The following is a 22,662-nucleotide window of genomic DNA, read 5'->3' as shown; positions in this document are numbered from 1 at the left end:
ATAGCCTTGATATGATGTCCTGAATGGAGAGTTACGATCAATTACAGTTCAGCGTGGGAGTAGACGACAGCGCCAGCAGGCCACGATAGTCGTCTTAGTGGTACTCCTTGGATCCATCTGCGGACCTGGTGTTGTTGCGGCGGAGAGCACGAACGCAACGGAACTGGCAGTAGACGATTACGCTGACACAGAAACCAATACCGTCGAAACAGACGGGCTGCGTGATGCGATTGGCGATTGGCGAAATGGGGAAATCGATACCGGTTTGCTACGCGAGGTAATCTCCTATTGGCGAAGCGGTGAGCCAGTTGGCTCCGACGGCGACCTTGAAATCCACCATATCGACGTTGGGCAAGCCGATTCGACGCTGGTAGTCGCCCCCTCCGGTGAGACGATGCTCATCGATTCGGGCTATTGGCGACAAGACGGCTCGGGTGTCATCGCGTACCTCGAGGAGCAAGGTATCACGCGGATCGACCATCTGGTCACGACACATGCACATGCCGATCACATTGGCGGACACGCGGAAGTGATCAACCACTTCGAAACGAACGGCGACGGCGTCGGTGCCGTATATGATCCAGGTGTCCCGGCTACCTCACAGACGTACGAGGACTATCTCACCGCGATCGACGAACACAACGTTGACCTGTATGAGGTTGCCGAGGGCGATTCGATCGCGTTCGGGGATGCTACCGTTCAATTCCTCAACCCGCCTGAGAACAAGTCCAATGACGACCTCAACGATAACAGTCTCGCGTTCACCATCGAGTATGGCGAGACAACCTATTTGACGACTGGTGATGCAGAGGCGGCCGTTGAAGAACGGATGGTTGCAAAATGGGGTGACCAACTAGATGCCGACATCTACCAGGCGGGCCATCACGGCTCGTCCACCAGCTCGACGCAGCCGTTCATAGATATCGTTGATCCGAAGACCGCAGTGATCTCGAGTGGCTACGATAGTCAGTATGACCACCCGCATGACGAGGTACTCCAACGGTTTGGTGAGATGGCTTTGGTGAGATGGCTTTGGTGAGATGGCTTTGGTGAGATGGCTTTGGTGAATCGCCATACTGCGTTATGTTGAGTGGTTTTAGCGGACCTGTGACGGAACCCAATCACACTGCTATCACAGTTCCCGACGGAATAGTGACCAAATTGTCCCAGAGTATCGCCTCAAGTTGCCGGGTCTGATTTCCGGAAGTCGACGCCGCCTAGTGATTCACCAGAGCCGGTGAGATGGGCATTGGGACATACTGGACCGGCGTCCATAGTGATGTTGTCGTGATGACTGATGGCACCAATATAACCGTTGAGTCCGCTGAGACGTTCTCGACCAATCCAGCCGACCTGATCGATGCCAAGCCCACAGCCACACAGGGGAGTTCGCCTACCATCGATCCTGCCACAATTGATGGGGCTGCAGCGCCAGTCGTAGGATGATGGACGGCACGTTTACCGGCGTCGTGGACCGGGTCGTCGACGGCGACACGGCAGTCATCCTCCTCGAGGATGAGGGCGGTGTCGTTGAGCAGTTGGATGTCGATATCGAGACGTTGCCAGAAGAGGGGCAGCACGAGGGGGCGCTCTTCACCGTTCGCCTCGAAGGTGGTGGGCTTGCCGATCTCGAGTATCAGCCAGAACGCGAACAGAAACGCCGTGCCCGACTTGAGGCGAAGTTCGACCGTCTCTCAAAGCGGTTGGATGAAGAGTGAGCTATTAACGGCCTTGGCGGGCCCGACGTTGTGCTTGAGGAGGTGATCGGCGTGTGAAAACACTCGAGACGAGTCGCCTGTACCTCACGGAACGCTTTTATTTACAACTCCACAACAATTGGTATGACCACCTATCTCACCGAATGACGGCACGGGACTTGCCAGCGGTCTTCCAGCAAAGTTCCTGTATCGGGTGTACAAGAACGTAAATAAAGGAGAACTCAGCATTGGTGGGATAGGTATCGAAAACCTCCTCGATCTAACACAGCAGGTTATAGACTATGTGGGCCGCGCAGGACAGGCTCTTCTAATGGGTGTGGCGATTGCGATCTATCGTGCCTTCCCTGAGGGGGCCCTTAAACTCAAGGCAGTCTTGAAGCCTGAACTAGCGACAATAGCAGCCAAGCCCCTGCCAGCCGAGACAGAGATCGAGTAAGCGTTTGTTCCCGTGTAGACATTCGGAGTTACTCCTCGAGCATCGCTTCATTCGCCTTCTGGATCCGGACGTACTCCTCCCGGTCGGGATCGTCACCGAGTATAAACACTGCTTTAGATGTGAAAATAGTGTAGTAAGATAAAACTAATATGATTTTAGCTTCTCTGTTTCAAATATGAGGAAACTGATTATCATATCGATAGCAGTTGTAGTGCTGCTATCGATCAGTGTAGCACCCACAGTGGCACAGACAGATGACTGGCCTGACGACAGTCACAAGGAGACGACCAGTGGTTCACACACAGGGTTGATTACCTCCAATGATGACAGCGATCAGTTTCAGGTTCCAGTTTCATCAAATAGTGTAATCGATCTCAGCCTGTCAAAAGAAGCGGGTCAAGAGGTCTATGCGGATATTAGTTATCCGGGTGGAAGCAGCTACCTCCGGAACGATGGTGGGACTGGAGAATCAACTCAAGTAACTATCGAGGAAGACGGGTTCGTCTATGTTGATGTCGAAGGACAACCCGGTACTAGCGAGGACTTCTCCTGGGGAGTCTCAGTAAATGATACAGGTGTCCGTGATCAATGGAATGACGAGGCAGATAATCAGGTTGGCCTCGGGTCACACACAGGAGAGATCAACTCTAACGATGATCTGGACACGTTCCAAGTGCCAGTCTCAGCCAATAGCGTGATTGATCTGAGTCTGTCAAAACAGATCGGTCAAGAAGTCTATGCGGATATTAGTTATCCGGGTGGAAGCAGTTATCTCCGGAACGATGGTGGGACAGGAGACTCAGACCAGGTAACCGTCGAAGAGGATGGATTTGTCTATGTTGATGTTGAAGGGGAACCTGGTACTAGCGATGACTTCTCATGGGAAGTCTCGGTAAACGATACAGGTGCCCGTGATCAGTGGAATGACGAGGCAGATAATCAGGTTGGCCTCGGGTCACACACAGGAGAGATCAACTCTAACGATGATCTGGACACGTTCCAGGTGCCAGTCTCAGCCAATAGCGTGATTGATCTAAGTCTGTCAAAACAGATCGGTCAAGAAGTCTATGCGGATATTAGTTATCCGGGTGGAAGTAGTTATCTCCGGAACGATGGTGGGACAGGAGACTCAGACCAGGTAACCGTCGAAGAAGATGGATTTGTCTATGTTGATGTTGAAGGGGAACCTGGTGCTAGCGATGACTTCTCATGGGAAGTCTTGGTAAACGATACAGGTGTCCGTGATCAGTGGAACGACGAGGCAGATAATCAGGTTAGTCTCGGGTCACACACAGGAGAGATCAACTCCAACGATGACTTGGACGCGTTCCAAATTCCCGTTTCAGGCAGTACAGAACTAGATATTGGCCTGTCGAAAAATAGTGGCCAAGACGTACACGCAGACATCAGATATCCGGGCGGAAGTAGCTACCTCAGCAATGAGGAGGGATCTAGTGACTCGACACAGGTGACCGTCGAAGAAGACGGCTTTGTCTATGTTGATATTGAAGGTGAGTCCGGTACTGGCGAGGACTTCCCATGGACGGTCACTGTCAGAGAAGCAGGCAGTGGTCCAAGTGCTAATGATGTCTCAGTCTTAGCAAGTGAAGGGACGCCAGTGACGGGAACGTTCGATGCACGCGATCCGAATGGTGACTCGCTATCATATGCTGTAACAAGTGGCCCAAACCACGGGACGGTCTCGACAAATGGTGACTCATTCACCTACACGCCCGAATCAGGCTATTCTGGGACAGACTCCTTCACGTATGAGGTGAGTGATGGTAATGGTGGTACTGCCACTGCGACGGTTACGATCAACGTCACAGAAAATAGCAGTGAGTACGAGAATGAGGAAGGAATCGTTGACACTCCTGGGCTTCAAGCAGGAATTGACGACTGGCGGGCAGGAACGGTATCAACCACCAAGTTGAGAGCGGTTATTGGGGCTTGGCGAACCGGTTCAGGGATCAATTAGCTCTACCGGTTCGCCAGTGCGCCAGTGGTCGATGACATTGCGCAGCAGGTTGATTGAGGTATCGTCAGTACGCCAATCGTCGATGGCGCTTCGAAGACCATCCATGTTGACCACACCGTTCTCGTTGGCGTAATCAGCAACACTTGGTCCATCGTCAATTACGTTGATCGCCGTTGAAGCGGAATCATTAGCGCTGCGGACGACAATCTCGTACTTTCCTAGGTCTACGCCACCGGTGGTGTGAGTCAATGTGAATGTTGTATGGGATCCACCGGCCAATGTCACATTCTCTTCAACGGTAACAACGCTACCATTGAATAGCAACTTGATATCCTGGATGTCTTCGAGATCGCCGGTGTTAGTGACGGTTGTTGTCACATTGAGAGCGTCTCCAGTAGTGACGGGACTGGTAGTGTCAACGACTGTCACATCGAAGGCTGCTGGCGTCGGCGACTCAGTCACGTTAATCGTCGTAGAAGTTGAATCATTCGCGCTGCGAATTTCAACATCGTACTTTCCTGGATCTATGTCACTAGTATCGTAGGTGAACGTGAGCGTTGTGTTAGCTCCATCAGCCAGCGTCACATTCTTTTCGATAGTGTCGATACTACCATTGAATAAGAATTCAATATCCTGGACGCCTTGAAGATCGCCAGTGTTAGTGACGGTTGCCGTCACATCAAGGGAGTTACCGGCAGTGACTGGGCTGATGGTATCGTCGACTGTCACGTTGAAGGTTGCTGGCGTCGGCGGTTCGGTCACGTTGATCGTCGTTGAAGCTGAATCGTTTATACTGCGAACTTCAACATCGTACTTTCCTGGGTCTATGTCACTAGTATCGTAGTTGAACGTGAGCGTTGTGTTGGCTCCACCGGCCAACGTCACGTCCTCCTCAACGGTAACGACGCTACCATTAACCAGCAACTTAATATCTTTGACACCCTGAAGATCGCCGGTGTTAGTGACGGTTACCGTCATATCAAGGGAGTTACCGGCAATGACGGGACTGGTAGTATCGTCGATTGTCACGTCGAAGGATGCTGGCGTCGACGGCTCGGTCACGTTGATCGTCGTTGAAGCTGAACCGTTTGCACTGTGGACAACAACCTCCTGCTTGCCGATATCATTCTCTTCTGTTTCATATGTGAGAGTTACTTTTTCACTCTCGCCACTAGCGAGTGAGGCTGTCTGCGTATCAACATTCGTTTTACTACCGACATCAAGTGCGATACTCTTCTTTCCAGGGGCATCGCCGATATTACCGACTTCTGCCGTAATCTCAACTGTTTCACCGGCTACGACCGGAGAATTTGTCTCCGCGATCGAGACATCGAAAGTAGCCGGAGTAACGGGAATTCCATATCGAGAATACGTTTGACGAAGTTCCTCCCGGTTACCATGTTCCCACTGAGCCCAGAAGTCATACATATCCTGTGCGTTGTTATCCATCACGGTGTTGAAAACCGTATTATAGGATTTTTCTAGTGATTCGTCCTCAGCATGGCCAGTATCAACTATGTCAAACCAGATACTTGCATAACTCCCCTCAACGCTATTCCCATCCATATCGCCAGTATCACCACCGGGTCCATAACAGGGAGGGGAAGCATCTACGTTGTACCAGTGGTTCGTTTCGATATTCATTCCCCGATGGCGAAGTGTCTGGGGATTATCGTCGACAGCCGCTGGCATAAACTCAGCCCACCCTTCCCGAAGCGCATATCCGGGGTCGGTTTCGCTATAGGGAACATGGCAGTTATACGTGCCAGTATCCGGGAAATTATCCCGATCCCAATCGTAGCCAGCTATCATTACTGCGTGTGCGTATTCGTGGAGGACCGTCCTTCTATCCCATGAAGCGACAGTCTTCTCCGGGAGTCGAATTGCCTCTGTACCTTTGGCTATTTCACCCGTCAAAAGAGAGTAACGGTAGGAAAGATGCGGCCAGTCTCCGTTCGGCCACTCAATACGAACAGGAGAGCGTTCCCATCCGTCGGTGTTTTCGTGGATGTATCGCCGTTCATCAAGCGTATGATCAATTGCTTCCCAAACTGAATTGTTCTCAACTGGGTGGACTACGCCGTAGTTTATCTTACTCCCAGTGCTTACATTGTTTGTTGTATTAGTAAATGTCGAGTACTGATCCCTATTGGCAGTTGTTCCATATGCAGCAGGGTTTTCTGCAGTGACTTTCACGTAGATATCTGCATTTGAAGAGACATCTTGGGCCGGGTCGAACTCAAATGAGAAGTTCCCTTGATCATCCGTCGTTGTTGATGCGACCAATTCATCAGTACTGGTGTCATTATCATATAGTTCGACAGTCACCTGTCGCATAGGATGTAGCTGGCCGTTTGCTAAGTACTTTGACTGGCCGATGACGGATGAGTTCTCAGACGATTGTCCTGAGGCGGTAGAATAGATGGTACTGCTTGTAGTTGCCGTAGCAAGAGACGACGTCGCTGCTTGCTCTGAAAGGGTACCCGATGTAGTTGCAGTATTCACGGTATGTTCATCGGCAAGATTGAACTTCACTATAGCGGTGCGTGTGAACTGGCTGTTGTATGCCGTTCCCGTTACTATATATGGAATTTGGTACTTGATTTCTTTCGTCGGAGTGATCGTGGTTGTAATCTCCCTTGTATCACCGGAGGACATTTCACCAAATGTGCGATGATGCTCATCTGCATTGATATAGATATGGTCACTCATTTTGGCCGACACATTCTCCAAGGGTCTGAGTGCCTGGATTGTTACTGTTACCTTTGTAGATTCTCCGACAGAAGGAGTCTCGTTAAATTTAAACGATGACTCAATCAGTCGTTCTTTTCTAGGTGAGTTATGTGATGCGTATTGGCGGGTGTAATCTCCGTTTCGAGCCTTTTCCTCCTTACTCCCAATAGTGTTGTCTGCTTGGCGGGTATGTGTTTCAAGACCTCCCTCATCAGTTCCCGATAGAGTAGTATCCGATGATGCATCAGGGACTACTCCTGCAAGAGACCCAGCACTAACTAGACTAATTGCTGCAATGAGGACTACCAGTCCCCCTATCCGTCTACTCAGGCTTTTCTTTGCCCTTTTCTCTTTTGAACTACTTTCTTCTTTTTGGGACACATTATCCTACGTGTATCTCTATCCTTTAATACATATCTGCCGCCAATGTAGTCCCACTTCCGACCTCGTTGTCCTGAGTGTGATCTACTTCGTTGAGCGTGGTTCCTAACCGGAAACGTTTGACAGCATTCCGTCGGCGATGTAATGAGAGTTGAACTACCCACGACTAAAGTCGTGGGATTCAGCGTGGACTCCCGTTCTGGCCTCTGATGAGGCAGGAGAATAGCTTCCCGCAGACTCTTTCAGCCGCCCGACCGCGACCTCGACGCCGTTGCCGTCGCCGCGTTCGCAGGCCTGCTCGAGGTCCTTGATCGCTCGCTTGAGTTCCTGCCGGTTGGGTGCCCGCTCGAGTTGTTCGCGAGCGCCTTGGAGTTCGTTCTTGTAGTACTCGACATCCTTACGGGCGTCCGCGAGGTCCAACTCGAGATCGTCGATTCGTTCCTGTAGGGCGTCGACATCGCGTGTGTCGTCGGTGGCGTCTTCGCGCGGGTCGTCAGTGAGCTCGTAGATGCCCCGACCGATGGTCTCGACATGGTCTCCACGGAAGATCCATCACTTATAAATTCACTCCTACTAGAATCATTAATTAACTGTCCCCCTCATCTGCGATAGTATGGAAAGAAGACACCTACTCTGTGCCAGCGCAAGTGGGACTCTTGCTCTCTTTTCAGGGTGCATTGGAAGTAGGCAATCAAACACCCAAGGGAAAAAGACAATTCAAACAACGAGGACGAGAAACCCAAACCGGTTCAGACAGTTGAAGAATCCATTGTATTTGAAACAATATAGTAGAAAAAATACAAACTGCTTGCTCTCTAATGGGACATCCGCGTGGTACTATGGTCTCAAAATGCGCGTTGACCGCTTCCATAATTCATGGGTGGGCAGTCGGGCGATCGTCCGGGAATGAATTGAACAGTTCCAACATTATTACAACCAGTACAGACCGCATCAAGCTCTTGACGGAAAGGCGCCAGCTAAGGCGATCCAGAACTAGACAGTGCCCTCTATGCTAGGAATCACGATCTTTACAGTGCCGACTGTCATTCTTACTAAGAGTTTTGCGAGAAATTGCCTGCTCGCTGAGACTGTTGATTGCCTCCACTGGGTCATACTATTTGCACTCGTCGACGGCCTCAGCAGGCCGACGTTGTGCGTGAGAAGGTAACCAGCGGCCAGCCGCCACGCCCATTCGGCGAGTTTCAGATCTGCTTCATCTGGTATCTCGGTCTCAGCTACTATTTCTTCAAGTGGTGGCGGATGAGGCTAGTGAGTAAGATTGAGAGACAAAACGAGTATCTGGCCCATGCTCATAACTAGTAGGACTTGTTTGTGTAATTGTTCTACTTGAACTCAAGGAACGTGCTTCTATCGACTTTGTTCCTACCCTCGCGTCTCTAAGGCCGCCTGCAGCTACACTCCTCTGTCGATTCCGGGCAAAAAGGTATTCTCGACCAATTATACACCGGAAGCTCAAGTAGGGTCTTGACGACTCGCGTGGTGACGGTGATCTGATGGTCGTGGGGGTGTCAACCTGCCTTTTGGAAGATAGGCCAATTGTGTGTGGCCGGGTATCGTTGGTAGACACGGAGACTATGAGAATTTGTTCTACTGCATACATTCCTTATATTCAATTCACTGAGTGTATTAGAAATTAAGGGTCTCAACAGAGCCGTGTAGTCTATAGCCCGCCCTCTCAGGGACCGACCGAGTTGTGACTGTCGTGCTTGAGAATTAGGGCAGAACACTCCCCCGCTCTATCTCCAACTTGTACCGAGAACCACTTAAAGAAAAAACACCTCATGGAAGAAGCGAACTCGAGCAGATCCTAAAACAACTACCCCATGGCACCCACACTGTGTAGTAATGGCACTGTCTCAATGCTGCGTGATCTCAGGGGTTCCGTCAACGGCGTGAAAACCTCTCTGCCGATATAGTAGGGTCGACAAATCTAACGCTATTTAGGCTGTAATTTGGGTCTTTTCTCGATGGCGTGGTACTAGAGCTTCCTATATCAATATAGTTGAATAAGCCTACATATAAACTATATTGTTCTAATTGAAAGAACTCTCTTCTAGCAGCGGGCTCAGTCATGCTCTAACAGTGGAGTGACTTCATATCAAATATAGTTGAGAGCCGGAAAATCTATATGTTCTCGGTTACCGTTGTCGAGACGAAATGACGACTGATGACGGAATCTTGAGGCGGGAGACGCTCAAACTACTGGGTGCTCTTGGCGTGGGTACCACAGCGGGTGTCTCGACGGCGGCAGGTGCCGTTACCAGTGATTATCCAGTGGTCGTCGGTGAATGGCGACAAATCGGACGGGCAACAACACAATCATCGTATAACACGGATACGGATGGACCGATAGATACTCCCACGACACTTGACTGGTGGGAGACGCTCGGTGGGAACTCGGTTACTGCCCCGGCGATCGCGAATGACACGGTGTATGTGGCTGACGGAACGCAAGTAGTTGCGCTCGACATCAGCAACGGCCGTGTTACCTGGAAGTATGATGAAGGGGAGGTCTTCACAGATCGACCAATCGTGGTCGAGGGTATCTCATCGTCCTCCATCGCGATTCAGGGTATAGCAACACTATCTCGGAACTTCACGTTCTCGACGCTACCGACGGGAGTCAGGAGTGGGTGGCAGATGTCTCCAGTGGTGCTCGCTTTCCCGTTGCCGATGGGTCGATGTGTTATGTCGCTGATGGCTCAACCGTCCGCGCGCTGAATCTGGACACTGGAACCGAAGAGTGGCAGTACGAACTTAACCAACCGGCGAGCGTCTCACCTGTCTTGCTGGACGGGAAGCTATACGTCACGATGGAAGATGGGAGTGGATATGGAACCAGTACTACGAATCTCATAGCGTTTGATGCGAGCAGCGGTGTCGCACGCTGGACAGAGGCATACGGCGACGGCAATGCGAGAGACCTTGTGTCAAACGGTGGCCGTCTATATGCCGTAACGAGCAATGGGGGCGTTACTGCATTCGATACGAGCGGGACAGTCATCTGGACGGAAGCAGGGTTTGCGGATACGTTCCATCATCTCGCAATTGATGAGAATCGACTCTACGTCACTGCAGACAATCTTATCGCCGGTCTCAGCCTCAGTGACGGTTCGAGAGTCTGGGATACGGCCGTTGGCGCTACTGCCAGCCGGCCGGTAATCACCAATGCAGGAGTATTCGTGGGACGACTGACGACGAAGTATACGCGCTTAATCCCACTGATGGGTCTGTTAAGTGGAGTCGCGTCCATGATGGAAGTGTCAACCAACCAGTTACTGTGGAAGACCGGACGTTCGTCACGGGTGCTAGCGGAACGATCCGGGCGCATACGAGCGGGGCACCATCTCCAGTTACGATCTCATCGCCGGAGGCAGGAACATGGCCTGGGAGCGCATACGACTCGGCAACGACGGCGTACAACCCCACAGCCGCACCACCGACAGGCGATCAGGGAACGACGCTTGACTGGTGGAAAACTTTTGAGACTGCTCCAGCGAGCGAACCGGCGTCTGACGGTGACCGGCTTTACGTCTCGGCCGATAACGAAGTAATTGCCTTTAACGCGGAAACGCTTGATCCCGAGTGGCGATACAATGACGGTGACCTCTTCAGAGATCAGCCAGTTATTGCCGGGCCGTTCGTCCTTGCCTTTGAACAGGAGTCCGGGTATAGTAACACTATTGACCGACTCCACGTAATTGAGGCTGAGAGTGGCAGCCGGCGGTGGGACACCAGCGTGTCCGCCGGTGCCCACTTACCAGTCGTGGATGAGGAGACAGCCTATCTCGCGACGCCAGGGACAGTCAAGGCGTATAACCTCGCCAGTGGCTCACTCAACTGGCAGTTTGACCTCCCCGAAGTAGCCAGTGCACAGCCAGCGTTAACAGAGGATCGACTGTTTGTCCTCACCGAGGACGGCGAGGGGTATGGAACTGGCAAAGCAGATCTCTACGCCCTTGATCCCGAAACTGGCAACGCACGATGGCGCGCTCGGATTGGTGACGGCAACGGCCAGTGCGTTGTTGCCGACGACCAACGAGTGTATGCGACGACGACGAACGGTGGCGTCACCGCACTCACTCATAACGGTGACGAGCAGTGGACGCACAACGAAAGTGCAGATAACTACGAATACCTCGTCGCCAATGAGACCCTCGTGTACGTCACGACGACGAATGGCGCTGGAGTAACTGCACTTGAAAAATCGACCGGCAACCGAGCATGGCGAGAATCCGAGATGGGTGCTGCATCATCACTGCCATCGGTCACCGACGCCGGAGTACTCATTGGAACTGTCAACCGGGAAGTCCTCCTGCTTGATGCAGACACTGGCGATATTCTGTGGCGCCGTGTCCATGACGATGTCGTTGACGGACAGATCCCTATTGACGAGACGGTATATGTTGCTGGTGGTTCAACGCTCCGGGCTCACATTGCTGGCACAGCCGAGGGTGTTGAGCCGCCTCGAATTCCCACTCTTGGCTGGGCGACTGACGGGTATGATGCTGGCCAGACTGGCGGTACCGAAGGTGATGGACCAACGGATGAGCCGGAGATCCTCTGGGACCAGACATTCGATCATAGCGAAACGACACCACCGGCTACCGATGGCGATACAGCCTATATTGCGGCTGGAGATCTCAAAGCAGTTGATCTGCGAACCGGTGAGTCAGTCTGGACGTACGACGAGGGCGATACCTTCCAGACATGGCAACCAGTACTCGCAGATGACACCGTGTTGGCCATTGAGTACGATGTCGGATACAACGCATCGCCGACAGCACTCCATGCAGTTGATGTAAGAACCGGCACGCAACAGTGGCAAATTCCCGTCTCGAGCGACATCTATCCGCCAGTTGTTGCTGGCGGCATGGTGTACATCGCCTTCGGATCAAAGATTGAAGCACGGTCCTTAGAGGACGGAACACAAATCTGGCAGTTCGAAACTGACGAAAGCGTCAACGCGCAGCCCGCCATCGGCAAAGATCGAGTCTACGTCCTTACGGAAGATGGAGAAGGATATGGAACCGGTGAAGCCACCCTGTACGCGATCGACGCAAGCGATGGCAATGGACGGTGGCAGGTCAGCTTCGGTGACGGCAACGGATGGTCTGTCCTTACAACCGACACAAGCGTATTTGCGACGACCAGAAATGGTGGCGTCACCGCGTTTACTCATAACGGCAAGGAGAATTGGACGCACAACAGTTCAGCAGGGACATTCGGGTATCTAGCGCACAATGGTGACACCCTATTCGTGACCACGAATGATTCTCCTGGTGTGACTGCACTCAACCCAGAGACAGGCGATCAAGTCTGGCAAAAGGGGACCGAAGGAGAGCCGTTCAGCCAACCTGCAGCCACAGGGGAAACCCTGTACGTTGGAACCAAAGAGAAGGAAGTCCTCGCCTCATCTGTCTTTAGTTAGGCCTCACACCTCGGTTGTGTAGCGGTAGCGAGCGTCTCTTGCAGTATCGGTCGTTGCTGATGGATTTTCTGTGCGTCCTCGATCAGTCGCTCTAACAGCGGTGGTGGCGAGTAGCCGAGGAACTCACTGAGTTCATGAAGGATGAGTTGGGCGTGCGACCGGAAGGTCGCCGCCCAACGTTCCGGCGGAAACACGATCTCATCATCAGCCTGCTCGGTGACCAGATCCAACAAATCACGGCTCACTAATAGCGATAACAACGCCGCATACAGCAGGATTTCCACGATATACGCCTTGCTTGTGTTGAACTCATCCAAGTTGTATTGCGTCTTCAGCTCACGAAACAGTAGTTCCACTTCCCACCGACACCGATAGATTGTTGCTAGATCTGACGGCAGAAACTCGTCTCTTGGCAGGTTCGTGATGTAGAGATGGTAGTCGTCGGCGTCCTCATCGCGGACGCCGACGACACGGAACCTCTTGCTGTCCCATGACTCCGTGCCTGCGTATTCGCGTCGCTGAAACGTTGCTTCAACCTCGACATCGATGTACTTCCGGTGGAGGTCGTCCACAACATCCTGGATCTGTTCGCCCTCCAAGGGAATGGCGTCACCACGCCATTCCCGTAATTCCGCCGTTATCTTCGGATTTGCGTTCGGTTTCAGCCGACTCACGAAGTAGCCGTCGTTCTCATCGATCAACGCAAAGCGGCGGTATTTGAAGTACGCTTGGTCGAACAGCACTAACCGGTCTTCCAGCCACGGTCCTGTGTCGAACCCGTTGCTGTCGTGTGCTTTCTCGTCGGTAACGCTGAAACGATCGATTGTCTGGTCGGTGACATTGTGGAGCAGGTGGAGCCGCGCTCCACCCTGCTCCCCTCTTCGTGGCTCGAACTCTTCTGAGAGAAGTCGATGCAACCGCAACACCGTGCCGTCAGCAATCATCACGTCACGGAATCGGTCAACATCGACGTCCACAGCCTCAGGGACAGCGACCTCGTCGATGGCACGCTCGACGAGGTCGCACAGGTACTCCGCAAAAGTCGGCGTCAACCGCTGATGAAATCCGCCAGGTGAGAGCGTGTCATCAGCAGTGGCATTGTAGCTGCGCCGGAAGCCAGCGAGTGTTCGGCTTTCGCCTGCGGCGAAGCCGAACACGAATGACCACACGAGGGCAGGCATCTGTGCCTTCCTATCGCGTTCGACCACGCCGAGTTCCTCGGCGTGCTCTTCGAGGAACTCAGAGGGAAACAGTGTAGTGAGCCGACGCATGATTCTCGATGAGGAGGCGTCTTGGTGCACACTTGCCGCCTCCTCATTCCTCTCGAAAAGAAGCCTCGATAAGCCGCTGCTGTCACGCGGTTCCTCGACTAACTAAAGACGGATGGTGGTTGCCGTTTCCATCATATCTCCCAGGTGCTGCATCCGCTGTAGTTGGGAGATTGACGGACCAAATGGCCCAGACTCTGTCCGCGGTTCTTCGGCCTCGTGGTCTTCGTCGGATGGCTCGGATTCGTTCTCGGTCATTCTACAAACAGACGTTCGGACCGTGTAGTATTTAAAGTACCGCCACCGGAGTGAAAGTGAACGTTCCCGAAAAGAACGGTCTATCTAGTCGATCAGCGTAGTGGCACACGACAGTAGACGAGGGTCGTTCTTTTCGATACCGGCTAGGTATTCCTCCTCGAGCCACGCCACCTATCTTCAGTACCTCACAAAGCATCGCCAGTTCACCTGACCTGAGTCACCTGTTCTGTTGTGATGAGTCGCCGATAGCGGTTGAACAACGCTGTTCGAAGGCGGAGCTGTCGCGTCGGCGGCTGACCGCCGCCGACAGCGACAGCGTAGCCACTCACAAGGCGGCGTTCCTGGTCGGTGACTACCGGTGGAACCGGTCGTCTGGTGGCCGGTTCGCGGGGACGGCCCGACGCACCGCGAGGGCCGTCCACGCAGCCCGTCGAACCATATTGATAAACTCCTTGTACGGCCACCACCAGAGGCGGCGCCCGCCTCGGCGGGGCGTCGCCACGTATTCGTGGTGGAGATACCGCCAGACGTTCTGCAACAGCAGACTTACTACGACGTACAGCAGTCTCACCGTCGCGTCTCGCGTTGTTGTCGTCGCTATCGTTTGCTCGGACAAGCGATAGCTCGACTCGATACCGAAGCGTTTCGAGTAATGGTATCGAGCGTCGCGTGGCGTGTCAATGAACGGTGCGTCAGCGGCGTAGCCGTGACGCGCCACGCCGTTCTCGTCGTACCGTCCGTTCAGGTACGTACAGTCGATGTAGACCGGAAACTCGACGGTCCAGCTGTGACCGTCGAGTTTCCCTGTCAGGTCGTGGTTGATGACGCGACTCCATCCTTCCGAGAGTTCCTGCTGAATCGTCTCACCCCACCGGATAATCGGGACAACGTAGGCGTAGTTGTGCGTCTGGAGTAACGTGAGACACTTGCTGTCGTAGAATCCGCGATCGAGGTAGACGGCCTTGACTTCGGTGTCAAGGCCGTCGAGGACGCCGAGGAACTCAGCGAGGACGCTGCTGGCGGTGTCGCCGTCTTCGAGACGGCGCACCGCCAGCGTGTAGCGTTTGTTCTTCACACGCGCGTAGAGTGTGGCGTAGGCGTGGAAGGCGGTGGTTCCGCGCTTGGCCTCGGAGTGGTAGAGGCCGTCTGTGTCGGCTTCGTCACCGTAGTAGGGTCGCAGGTGGAGGTCTGCGCAGACCTCCACCTGCTCGGGGAGCAATTCGACGACATCCTGCCGAAGGAGTGTGTTAGCCACTCGTTCGAGCCGTTCCGGCTCGAACTTCGTCCGCAGATGATAGAGAATCGTGTTCGCTGCGGGTGAGTTCTCGCTAGAGCCACATAACGTAGAGACCGAGGTCCCGTCGGCGCACGCGCCGACGAGGACCTCGTAGATGACCTCAGCATCTATTTCAGCGTTTTTCGAAAGGCCGAGCGAAACTTCCTCGTCAAGCCGGTTGACGAGAAAGTTAAGGAGTTCGTCTTCGTGGATTTCATTGTCTGCTTGTTGGGTCTTGAACACACCTTCAGCAAGCAGACGTTCTAACTAACCGGCTTTGTGAGGTACTGATCTTCCCCACGTCCCTACCACCGCCCAATGACCGACGCCAAGACCTACGACTGTCCGTCGCCCGACTGTGCGTGCACGACCGGCGGCATCGCCGAACTCCTCGAGCACGTCAACGGAACCCACAGCGGCGAGTACAAACGCGACGAGTGGCCCGACACGCCCGCCGGCCGCGCGGCTCGCGAGCCCGATCGGGACGACGAAGAATAGCGAGTTTCTTTTTCGAGGGCGAAAGGCGCGGGAGGTGGTACGCGAAGCCGTGTCTCCCGTTCCCTGGATGTTCCTGTTGGCCGGACCGTCCGACCGGCCATGTGGAGTGACCACACAGAGACAGATAGCGATTCGGGGCATTTTCAGAATGTGCGATTCGCCCGTTCTCTCGCGGCTCGCATACCCGAGCGCCCCGTCTATCGGGATAACACTTATATATATATATATATTATTCACAAATCCTATAACAGAGGATTCGGGCGACTCGCACACGCGAGCCCGCCGGAATCGGAGTATCCAGACATGAGCATCGAAGCAGACTCGACGACCACGCACGCCACGCCGCGGCGGGCCGATCCGTTCGCCGGCCTCCGCGAGGATCAAGTCCTCCGCTGTGGGGACCCCACGACGGGCTGGCAGTGGTTCTACGACTGCGACGGGAGTACCGTACTGAAATACCACGAGCGCGACGGCTACGTGCCGACGCCGACGGCGCTGACCGAGGTCGCCGAGACGGTGGCCCTCGAGAGTACGGAGGCGTACTCGGTGTCCGAGGTGTATCTCGAGGTGTACGCGGGGGAGCGAGTATGAGTAGCGAACCAGAGCGCCCAGAGCGCCGGGCGAAAACGGCCCCGAACGGCGACACGATCCTCGAAGCTGGCGACTGTCGGTTCGTGTCCTCGTCGTCGGGCACGGTCCACGAACGGGCCGAAGCCGATCACGACGAGTACGACTACGAGTACCACCCGAAATGCGGCCAGCGGTTGCCCGACGGCTCGTTGTGGTCGCGCGTCGACGCGGAGACGGCCGCCGAGGCCGTGTTGAAGTACAACTGCAAGCCGTGTGGGAAGTGTCTCGCACAGTCGTTCCGGCTCGAGCGGTTCCGGTCGGCGATCCACAGCGTGCTCGCGTACTCGTCACCCGCGGACGTGCCCGACGACGTGCTTCGGCGCGCCAATCTCGAGCGGTACATCGAGGACGGTGATTCCGATGAGTAGCGAGCACGCCGTCGAACAGAACGCCGGGCGCTGTGACCTCTGTGGGAAGCCCATCGACATGTCGTCGGGCGAGCGACTCGTCATGCAGGAGTTCGGGATTCCCGACGACGCTGACGTGCCCGCCGAGTTCGACATTTCGGACCAAGAAGCGGCCGACGCGGTCGCGGATGCACTCGAGGCTGTCGGCGGGGACGGCGCGGACTACGACCTCGCACAGACGATTCGTGACGACCTCGAGATTCGCGTGCATGGCGACTGTCTCGACGAGACGAACTACTCGATGCTCGAGACGGAGGTGCCGGGCGATGAGTAGCGAGAGTGAGCGCTGGGAACGCGCCGGGGGACCGATGCCGACCAGCGCGGTCCGTCTCGAGGGTCCCGATCGTGGCGAGTGTGCCTTTGGCTGTGGCCGGCGTGCGGACTATCTCGTCAAAGTCGAGAACGTGGACGGGCACACGGCGAAGACGCGCGTCTGTGAGCCGTGCAACGACGAGCATCGGATCTGGGCCGAGCGACACCTCCCGCCGGAGTCGGACGGTGATTCCGATGATTAGCGAACCCGTTCAACAGGTCGCGGGCGTCGATCTCGGCGAGACAATCCCGGTCCGCGAGACGCCGGGCAACCGGCCCGATTACGCGGTCGTCGACGAGGCCGTCAAGACCGTCGCCGACGCGGAAGGTGAGCTGTGCATCGTCCTCCGAAACGTCGGTGCGTCCCCGTGGCTTCGGCCGACGCCGTATGAGAACAACCGCGGCGTGCTCGTGCGGATGTGGTCGTGTATCAGCACCTACCCGAAGGCCATGCCCGGTCGGACGATGCTGTTTGGCCACCGCGTCCCGGTCTGGCCCGACGAGTACGACGACTACAACGTGCGGATGTTCACCACAGAGTGGGTCCGGGCAGAGCTTCGGAAGGGCACCCACATCGAAGTGCGACCCGCCGAAGAATCGCCGTTCTGTACGGACTAGTACGATTGGAACTGGGAGAATCGGGAGCGACCGGGTGAGACCGATGAGTAGTCCCGTCCCCACTGCCGACGGCACGATGCGCGCCTACTGCGATAACTGCGAGTGGAGTACGAACGCTCGCTCGAGGCCGGCGACGGTCTCGACGCCGCGACGAATCGGGAGATCGCCGAACGGGTCGCCCACAACCACCGCCACCTGACATGCGAGACGGTCGGGAAGGGCGAGACCGCTGACGTGGTCCTCGAATTGCCCGGAGGTGGAAGTGATGCCCGGTGAGGTCTGTCCAACGTGTGGCCTCGAGAAGATCGGCGACCGGTGTCTCACGCGCTGGTGCGAGGATCGCCACCCATCGGTTGATCGATTACTCGGAGGAGAGTCGTAGATGCCCGTCGAAACGACCCACCGCGACCGCGAGACGACCGGCGAGTGGCACCCAGAGGACAGTCACAATGACGGCAAGACACGCGAGCATCTGTACGATATGGCCGGGATGCGGAAAGACGCCCACCTCTGCGATTGGCGACCGGTCGCCGGTTTCGAGTACGCAACCTTTCGGAACGCTCGGCTTCGCGTGTTGGATATCTACGAGCCCGACCTCGAGCCCTACGAGCTGTGCGCGCTCGACGTGGCCGGCTATCCCGACTGGACCTATTGTCGCGTGTGTGGCGCGGTCGGGCCGCCCGAGGTGTTCCTCCAGGTCACGCTCGAGCGCCGGGATGGGGAACGGCGTGTCTGTGATCGGTGTGCCGATCGGAAGGCCGACGCGGAGGTCTTCCCACAGTATACGCCGGAGAACGTCGCCGCCGCTCGCGACGAACGGGCACAGCGCGAGGGCGGGCAGCGGAATCTGGCCGGCGAGTACTGATTCTAAGTTTTGACTGTCAGCACATCGTTTATATCACTGCTGTCCAAACGAGTTTGTATGGCACAACCAGCAAAGATAGCTGTGACGAACCAGAAGGGTGGTGTTGGGAAGTCGACCGTCGCGATCAACGTCGCCGGGGCGTTGAACCAGCGTGGTCGGGACGTGCTGTTCGTCGACATTGACCCGCAGGGCAACGCGACCGAAGACCTAGGGATGCCCGACGCCTACGACGAGGCACCGCCGAGCCTGTTCGACTGTCTCACCGAGCCCGAAGACCGCGAGCGCGTCACCGAGATCGTGCGTGAACACGAGGAAATGGACGTGATTCCGTCGAACATCGATATGACCGCCGCCGAGCCGGAGTTGACGCTGTCCCGTCGCGGCGGGGAGCAACTCGACTTGCTCCTCGAGTACGTCGAAGACGACTACGACTACGTAATTATCGACTGTCCGCCGAACCTGGGAAATCTCACCGATAACGCGCTGTTTGCCGCCCAGAACATCCTGATTCCGGCGCTGGCCGAGTCCACGAGTAAGCGCGCCTTCGAGCTGCTATTCGATCACGTCGGTTCGCTCGAGTTGGACTACGAGATTACGATCGACGAGGTCGGCGTCGTCACGAATCGGATCGACGTGCGCAAGAACCAAGCTCAGCACATGGTCGAATGGATCAACGACGCCTTTGACGACGTGCCCGTCTGGGAAGTGCGAGAGCGTGCGGACATCCAATACGCGCTCGAGGACGGCGTCTCGCTACTCGAGTACAACCCGGAAAGCGACATGTGCGAGGTCTTCTTGGAGATCGCCGCTGGGCTTGACGACCAGTTTGGATTCGCCGAACCGGAGGTGCGTACATGAGCGACGACCGTGCCGAGCGCCTTCGGGGGAAGCGAAACCGATCCAAACAGCGCGTGCGAGAGCAGGCGTCCAAATCGTCAAAACCGTCCGAAACAGACAAACCAGCACAGACGAGCGAGACAGACGAAACGGGCGAAGCGGAACAGACCGGCGAGACGCCAGAGACGGGCGACTTAGCCGAACCCGACGAGACAGACGAACCGGCAGAGAGTGACGAGACGGACGAAAGCGATGAGAGTGAAGACGACACCGAGCGCGTGAAAGACGAACAGGTCGGGACGTACTTCTACCTGCCCGAAGGCCAGCGCGACGAGTTGCGCTACCGCTACAAGATGCTCAGCGCCGAGTACGAACGCGAGTTCGGCGAGGACCTCGAGAAGAATCGTCACTTCTACCCGCTGCTAGTCGAGTACGGTTTGGAGAGTTTGGACGGTGTGGACGCACACGACGTGCAAGATATGCTTGAGCAGTTGGACTATTAGGACGAGCAAGACAGTTTACTTCTGAGTAACGTAGTTCTCCGTTCGGTAATACGGTAATAGACGCCTCGTTCTCCCCGCTGCGTGCCGCTGACACGGCAGTCGAAGTGACCGCCGCCGTGACGGTCGGCCGGGTTGGCAGAACGAAACCCCAAACGGTGAACGTTCAGACCCGAGGCGACTGGCAGACGCGACGGCCAGCGTGGGCTTTCGCTCGCTATTCCATAGCCGTTGCGGAGACAGCCCCACGCACCTGCCGGGCCGGCCAAATGCTGTTGGCGTCGCACTCAAACGGCTCGCGGGCCTTGCATCGACTGTCGCGTCTCCCCCAGTACGCGACACTCCCGAACCGCCACCAGTACACCGCGAGCGGGCGTTTCCCACTCTCCCGTGCCGCTCGCGGCGTTTCCATGCACACTACGGTTCCGGTGAACGAGTGGCATGACCCCAAGCTATGTGCCGGTGGGTGTGATACACTCACATGTCGCGTTGTGTGTCACTGCGCGACAATCGCTCTACCGATTCCGTCCGGCGTCAGTCGCTACCCGCGGCTCGCCGGATTTGTGAGAGGTTATAGTTGGAATCGCACGGGCCAAAAAGTACGTGTCACTAGCCGTGGGATTCGTACTCGTCGCGTCCGCCACGCGCGACAGTCTGTCTCCGATCATCATCACCAGCGCTCGGCGTCAGTCGTTGCCCGCGCTACGCCGGGCTCGCCGCTTTTGGGCGACGCTGCGTGTCGAATGAAAAGTGCGCTAGTCGTCGGTCGCGAAATAGCCCTTCCACGGGTCAGCACAGTCGACGTGGGCCGTTCCGTCGCGCGTTAGTTCGACGGCATGCCCGGATTCGAAATAGACGCCACAGTTGACGCAGGGTTTGGTTTCCTGTCTCTCATGCCAGCGGCGGTAGGTCTTGTGTGAGCGCATACGGTATATGTTAGCATGGACTTCGGCTGTCTCCTTGAAAGGTGTTTGCCGAAGCAGTAGGCTAGTAAGAGGGTGTCATAGAACAGTTCACATACCCCTCTTGAATTGATAGATGCAGGGTGAGCTATTAACAACTAAGAATGTTACTGCGGTATTTGGGTGATTTCCCCAACACTTTTTTCTGGGGGTAGTGGCTAACTGCAAATGGTAGATGAACAGGACGAACACCGATGGGAAATAAAAGGTGTCGGACATGGCGGTGGCGATAATAGAATTGTCGTTGGCTTCCAATGCACGGACTGCGGAAAGGCGAAGGTATAGAATTTGGAGTTCAGCGAGAGCGGAGTGATTTACGACGGGTACTCTGAATCGTCCAAAGAGACCGACTCCGACAACTGAAGCCACCACCCTATAGAACACTATCTGCAGACTTCCGCCTCGGTCTGTAACGAGTATGACGATCAATAGACAGGAACGATGTAACGGGTGATTCACCGTGGAACCTACGAAAACAATACCTTGTGAAGTATTCTATGACACCCTCTAGTAATCTAGTTCCTCGTGAACCGCCTCGGGGTCAAGCCCCGAGGCACTCGGCCTGCTCAGCCTGTAGACACCCTGTGTCACGAGTGAAAAGCAGTCTACCGAGCGGCGAGATAATGTCGGGCGACCAGCGCGCCGAGTCCGGCGTGAGTGACGAGCAGCACGGCCGCCGCCAACCGGAGGTCGAACGTGCCGGTCGCAAGCGCCGCGAGCGTGACGACAATCACGACCGAACTGGTGGCCGCCTCGAGTGAGCCGTCGGTCACGGTTCGTCCTCCGTCCAAAACAGCCGGTCGTCGAACGTCCCCTCCGGTAGGTGCCTCGCCGCGACGGGCTGGGCGGCGTCGTCGATCGCCGCGTTGAGCGCCGTGAGACAGTAGGCGTGCCGAAGGACCGACCAGCCCTCGCGGTCGAACACGACCTCGATCTCGTCCGGGTTCGCTTGGCATTCCGGGCAGTAGAAATTCACGTAGCGGCCTCGGGGATTTGGCTACTCATCGAACCCCTCAAGCAGATCGGCGGCCGTCGTATCGCTTCGGATCGGAACGTCGGCGTCGTCAGTCTCGGTCGGCTCGGCGTCCTCGACGGTACTCGGCGTAGTGGCCGTCGGCTCGGCGTCACGCCCACGCAGGCGGTCGTAAGCCTCGAACGCGAGGGCGATCGGGGCCACGAGGGCGACGGACACGAGGCGGAACGCGGCATTCACGAGGCCGTCGTTACTCGGCATCGTCGTCCTCCGCAAGTACGCTGTGATCGTCCGCTTCCTCCGTGACCTCCGCACATGCATACGCGACCTCGTAGCCAGCGGTCGTCTTGTCCGCAAACCGTTCGTGGGCGTGTTCGGCGACGGCCATCGGGTTGCGGTCGCCGAGTAGCTGGGCCGTCTCGAGTGTGACCTTGATCCGCACTTCGCCCGCGTGCTCGCGTTCGTAGTGCATCTCCGAGCGAAAGTCAGCCTCAAGTCGGCCGTCGTAGTCGGGGGCGTACTCGTAGGCCCACTCACAGTCGGGGAACGGACACTCGCGC

General features: G+C 55.8%; 24 protein-coding genes and 2 pseudogenes. 18 read left to right on the top strand and 8 right to left on the bottom strand.

Features of this window, described 5'->3' with window-relative positions:
- The first annotated feature begins 97 nt into the window (after positions 1-97).
- The 4 genes from CP556_RS21505 to CP556_RS25565 all read left to right on the top strand — a co-directional run bounded on the left by CP556_RS21505 (position 98) and on the right by CP556_RS25565 (position 4,132).
- Positions 98-1,039 (top strand): ComEC/Rec2 family competence protein, encoded by a 942-nt coding sequence (locus CP556_RS21505; RefSeq protein WP_255291562.1) that lies wholly within the window; start codon positions 98-100, stop codon positions 1,037-1,039.
- A gap of 406 nt (positions 1,040-1,445) precedes the next feature.
- Positions 1,446-1,718 (top strand): DUF3006 domain-containing protein, encoded by a 273-nt coding sequence (locus tag CP556_RS21500; protein ID WP_098727730.1) that lies wholly within the window; start codon positions 1,446-1,448, stop codon positions 1,716-1,718.
- Positions 1,719-1,911: 193 nt separating this feature from the next.
- A complete protein-coding gene (locus tag CP556_RS21495; protein WP_098727729.1) occupies positions 1,912-2,154 on the top strand; it encodes a hypothetical protein in 243 nt (80 codons plus the stop codon).
- Between the two features lie 175 nt (positions 2,155-2,329).
- A complete protein-coding gene (locus tag CP556_RS25565) occupies positions 2,330-4,132 on the top strand; it encodes an Ig-like domain-containing protein (RefSeq protein WP_141551738.1) in 1,803 nt (600 codons plus the stop codon).
- On the opposite strand, the gene CP556_RS25560 is transcribed toward CP556_RS25565, so the two are convergent.
- Together CP556_RS25560 and CP556_RS21485 are read right to left on the bottom strand one after the other, a co-directional pair.
- Entirely contained in the window at positions 4,118-7,246 is a 3,129-nt protein-coding gene (locus CP556_RS25560; RefSeq protein ID WP_141551737.1) for a hypothetical protein, read from the bottom strand. The genes CP556_RS25565 and CP556_RS25560 overlap by 15 nt on opposite strands.
- Before the next feature lie 156 nt (positions 7,247-7,402).
- The gene (locus CP556_RS21485) at positions 7,403-7,666 is read right to left on the bottom strand and encodes a hypothetical protein (protein WP_098727727.1); all 264 of its coding nucleotides are present in this window, start codon (positions 7,664-7,666) and stop codon (positions 7,403-7,405) included.
- A gap of 412 nt (positions 7,667-8,078) precedes the next feature.
- Between CP556_RS21485 and CP556_RS26995 the strand changes: the two are divergent.
- The 4 genes and pseudogenes from CP556_RS26995 to CP556_RS21470 all read left to right on the top strand — a co-directional run.
- Positions 8,079-8,243, top strand: a pseudogene (locus CP556_RS26995) (integrase core domain-containing protein); the annotation flags it as partial.
- A 1,181-nt stretch (positions 8,244-9,424) separates the two neighbouring features.
- Positions 9,425-9,988 carry an outer membrane protein assembly factor BamB family protein gene (locus CP556_RS26215; protein WP_176548291.1) on the top strand — a complete coding sequence of 188 codons (564 nt, stop codon included), beginning with the start codon at positions 9,425-9,427 and terminating at the stop codon, positions 9,986-9,988.
- A pseudogene (locus tag CP556_RS27380) lies at positions 9,901-10,425 on the top strand (outer membrane protein assembly factor BamB family protein); the annotation flags it as partial. The gene CP556_RS26215 and the pseudogene CP556_RS27380, both read left to right, overlap by 88 nt.
- Positions 10,426-10,547: 122 nt before the next feature.
- The gene (locus CP556_RS21470; protein WP_098727725.1) at positions 10,548-12,698 is read left to right on the top strand and encodes an outer membrane protein assembly factor BamB family protein; all 2,151 of its coding nucleotides are present in this window, start codon (positions 10,548-10,550) and stop codon (positions 12,696-12,698) included.
- Here the strand turns inward: CP556_RS21470 and CP556_RS21465 are convergent.
- The gene (locus tag CP556_RS21465; protein WP_098727724.1) at positions 12,695-13,969 is read right to left on the bottom strand and encodes an IS4 family transposase; all 1,275 of its coding nucleotides are present in this window, start codon (positions 13,967-13,969) and stop codon (positions 12,695-12,697) included. The genes CP556_RS21470 and CP556_RS21465 overlap by 4 nt on opposite strands.
- A gap of 607 nt (positions 13,970-14,576) precedes the next feature.
- Entirely contained in the window at positions 14,577-15,743 is a 1,167-nt protein-coding gene (locus CP556_RS21460) for an ISH3 family transposase (protein ID WP_098725114.1), read from the bottom strand.
- A 75-nt stretch (positions 15,744-15,818) separates the two neighbouring features.
- Here CP556_RS21460 and CP556_RS21455 point away from each other — a divergent pair, with 75 nt between their 5' ends.
- The 10 genes from CP556_RS21455 to CP556_RS21410 all read left to right on the top strand — a co-directional run bounded on the left by CP556_RS21455 (position 15,819) and on the right by CP556_RS21410 (position 20,170).
- Positions 15,819-15,998, top strand: a complete 180-nt coding sequence (locus CP556_RS21455) for a hypothetical protein (protein WP_098727723.1) — start codon at positions 15,819-15,821, stop codon at positions 15,996-15,998.
- 303 nt (positions 15,999-16,301) lie between these two features.
- Positions 16,302-16,589 (top strand): hypothetical protein, encoded by a 288-nt coding sequence (locus tag CP556_RS21450; protein WP_098727722.1) that lies wholly within the window; start codon positions 16,302-16,304, stop codon positions 16,587-16,589.
- Positions 16,586-16,996, top strand: coding sequence for a hypothetical protein (locus CP556_RS21445; protein WP_098727721.1), 411 nt, complete (start codon positions 16,586-16,588; stop codon positions 16,994-16,996). Before CP556_RS21450 ends, CP556_RS21445 begins: the two co-directional genes overlap by 4 nt.
- Complete coding sequence (locus tag CP556_RS21440; RefSeq protein WP_098727720.1) at positions 16,989-17,309, top strand: hypothetical protein; 321 nt, start codon at positions 16,989-16,991, stop codon at positions 17,307-17,309. Before CP556_RS21445 ends, CP556_RS21440 begins: the two co-directional genes overlap by 8 nt.
- A complete protein-coding gene (locus CP556_RS21435) occupies positions 17,302-17,550 on the top strand; it encodes a hypothetical protein (RefSeq protein ID WP_098727719.1) in 249 nt (82 codons plus the stop codon). Before CP556_RS21440 ends, CP556_RS21435 begins: the two co-directional genes overlap by 8 nt.
- Positions 17,543-17,965, top strand: coding sequence for a hypothetical protein (locus CP556_RS21430; protein ID WP_098727718.1), 423 nt, complete (start codon positions 17,543-17,545; stop codon positions 17,963-17,965). Before CP556_RS21435 ends, CP556_RS21430 begins: the two co-directional genes overlap by 8 nt.
- A 102-nt stretch (positions 17,966-18,067) precedes the next feature.
- Positions 18,068-18,241 carry a hypothetical protein gene (locus tag CP556_RS21425; protein ID WP_255291561.1) on the top strand — a complete coding sequence of 58 codons (174 nt, stop codon included), beginning with the start codon at positions 18,068-18,070 and terminating at the stop codon, positions 18,239-18,241.
- Positions 18,242-18,347: 106 nt separating this feature from the next.
- Positions 18,348-18,830, top strand: coding sequence for a hypothetical protein (locus tag CP556_RS21420; RefSeq protein WP_176548290.1), 483 nt, complete (start codon positions 18,348-18,350; stop codon positions 18,828-18,830).
- Positions 18,831-18,887: 57 nt separating this feature from the next.
- Entirely contained in the window at positions 18,888-19,688 is an 801-nt protein-coding gene (locus CP556_RS21415) for a ParA family protein (RefSeq protein ID WP_098727717.1), read from the top strand.
- A complete protein-coding gene (locus CP556_RS21410; protein WP_098727716.1) occupies positions 19,685-20,170 on the top strand; it encodes a DUF8160 family protein in 486 nt (161 codons plus the stop codon). Before CP556_RS21415 ends, CP556_RS21410 begins: the two co-directional genes overlap by 4 nt.
- Before the next feature lie 1,564 nt (positions 20,171-21,734).
- On the opposite strand, the gene CP556_RS26210 is transcribed toward CP556_RS21410, so the two are convergent.
- From CP556_RS26210 to CP556_RS26205, 4 genes are all read right to left on the bottom strand, one after another.
- Positions 21,735-21,902, bottom strand: a complete 168-nt coding sequence (locus tag CP556_RS26210; protein ID WP_176548289.1) for a hypothetical protein — start codon at positions 21,900-21,902, stop codon at positions 21,735-21,737.
- Entirely contained in the window at positions 21,899-22,105 is a 207-nt protein-coding gene (locus CP556_RS21405; protein ID WP_098727715.1) for a hypothetical protein, read from the bottom strand. Before CP556_RS21405 ends, CP556_RS26210 begins: the two co-directional genes overlap by 4 nt.
- 21 nt (positions 22,106-22,126) lie before the next feature.
- A complete protein-coding gene (locus CP556_RS21400) occupies positions 22,127-22,363 on the bottom strand; it encodes a hypothetical protein (RefSeq protein ID WP_098727714.1) in 237 nt (78 codons plus the stop codon).
- Positions 22,353-22,662 (bottom strand): hypothetical protein (locus tag CP556_RS26205; protein WP_176548288.1); only part of this gene is annotated, 310 nt, incomplete at its 5' end. The genes CP556_RS26205 and CP556_RS21400, both read right to left, overlap by 11 nt.

The organism is Natrinema sp. CBA1119 (genome assembly GCF_002572525.1).
Lineage (GTDB): Archaea > Halobacteriota > Halobacteria > Halobacteriales > Natrialbaceae > Natrinema.
This window is presented reverse-complemented; position numbering and strand designations above follow the sequence as displayed.

Excerpts from the sequence above, each read along its gene's own strand:
- CP556_RS21445 (WP_098727721.1), top strand. The coding sequence starts at position 16,586 with ATGAGTAGCGAACCAGAGCGCCCAGAGCGCCGGGCGAAAACGGCCCCG.
- CP556_RS21450 (WP_098727722.1), top strand. The coding sequence starts at position 16,302 with ATGAGCATCGAAGCAGACTCGACGACCACGCACGCCACGCCGCGGCGG.
- CP556_RS21465 (WP_098727724.1), bottom strand. The coding sequence starts at position 13,969 with ATGCGTCGGCTCACTACACTGTTTCCCTCTGAGTTCCTCGAAGAGCAC.
- CP556_RS21410 (WP_098727716.1), top strand. The coding sequence starts at position 19,685 with ATGAGCGACGACCGTGCCGAGCGCCTTCGGGGGAAGCGAAACCGATCC.
- CP556_RS25565 (WP_141551738.1), top strand. The coding sequence starts at position 2,330 with ATGAGGAAACTGATTATCATATCGATAGCAGTTGTAGTGCTGCTATCG.
- CP556_RS26215 (WP_176548291.1), top strand. The coding sequence starts at position 9,425 with ATGACGACTGATGACGGAATCTTGAGGCGGGAGACGCTCAAACTACTG.
- CP556_RS21430 (WP_098727718.1), top strand. The coding sequence starts at position 17,543 with ATGATTAGCGAACCCGTTCAACAGGTCGCGGGCGTCGATCTCGGCGAG.
- CP556_RS21455 (WP_098727723.1), top strand. The coding sequence starts at position 15,819 with ATGACCGACGCCAAGACCTACGACTGTCCGTCGCCCGACTGTGCGTGC.
- CP556_RS21420 (WP_176548290.1), top strand. The coding sequence starts at position 18,348 with ATGCCCGTCGAAACGACCCACCGCGACCGCGAGACGACCGGCGAGTGG.
- CP556_RS21415 (WP_098727717.1), top strand. The coding sequence starts at position 18,888 with ATGGCACAACCAGCAAAGATAGCTGTGACGAACCAGAAGGGTGGTGTT.
- CP556_RS21440 (WP_098727720.1), top strand. The coding sequence starts at position 16,989 with ATGAGTAGCGAGCACGCCGTCGAACAGAACGCCGGGCGCTGTGACCTC.
- CP556_RS21500 (WP_098727730.1), top strand. The coding sequence starts at position 1,446 with ATGGACGGCACGTTTACCGGCGTCGTGGACCGGGTCGTCGACGGCGAC.
- CP556_RS21435 (WP_098727719.1), top strand. The coding sequence starts at position 17,302 with ATGAGTAGCGAGAGTGAGCGCTGGGAACGCGCCGGGGGACCGATGCCG.
- CP556_RS21400 (WP_098727714.1), bottom strand. The coding sequence starts at position 22,363 with ATGCCGAGTAACGACGGCCTCGTGAATGCCGCGTTCCGCCTCGTGTCC.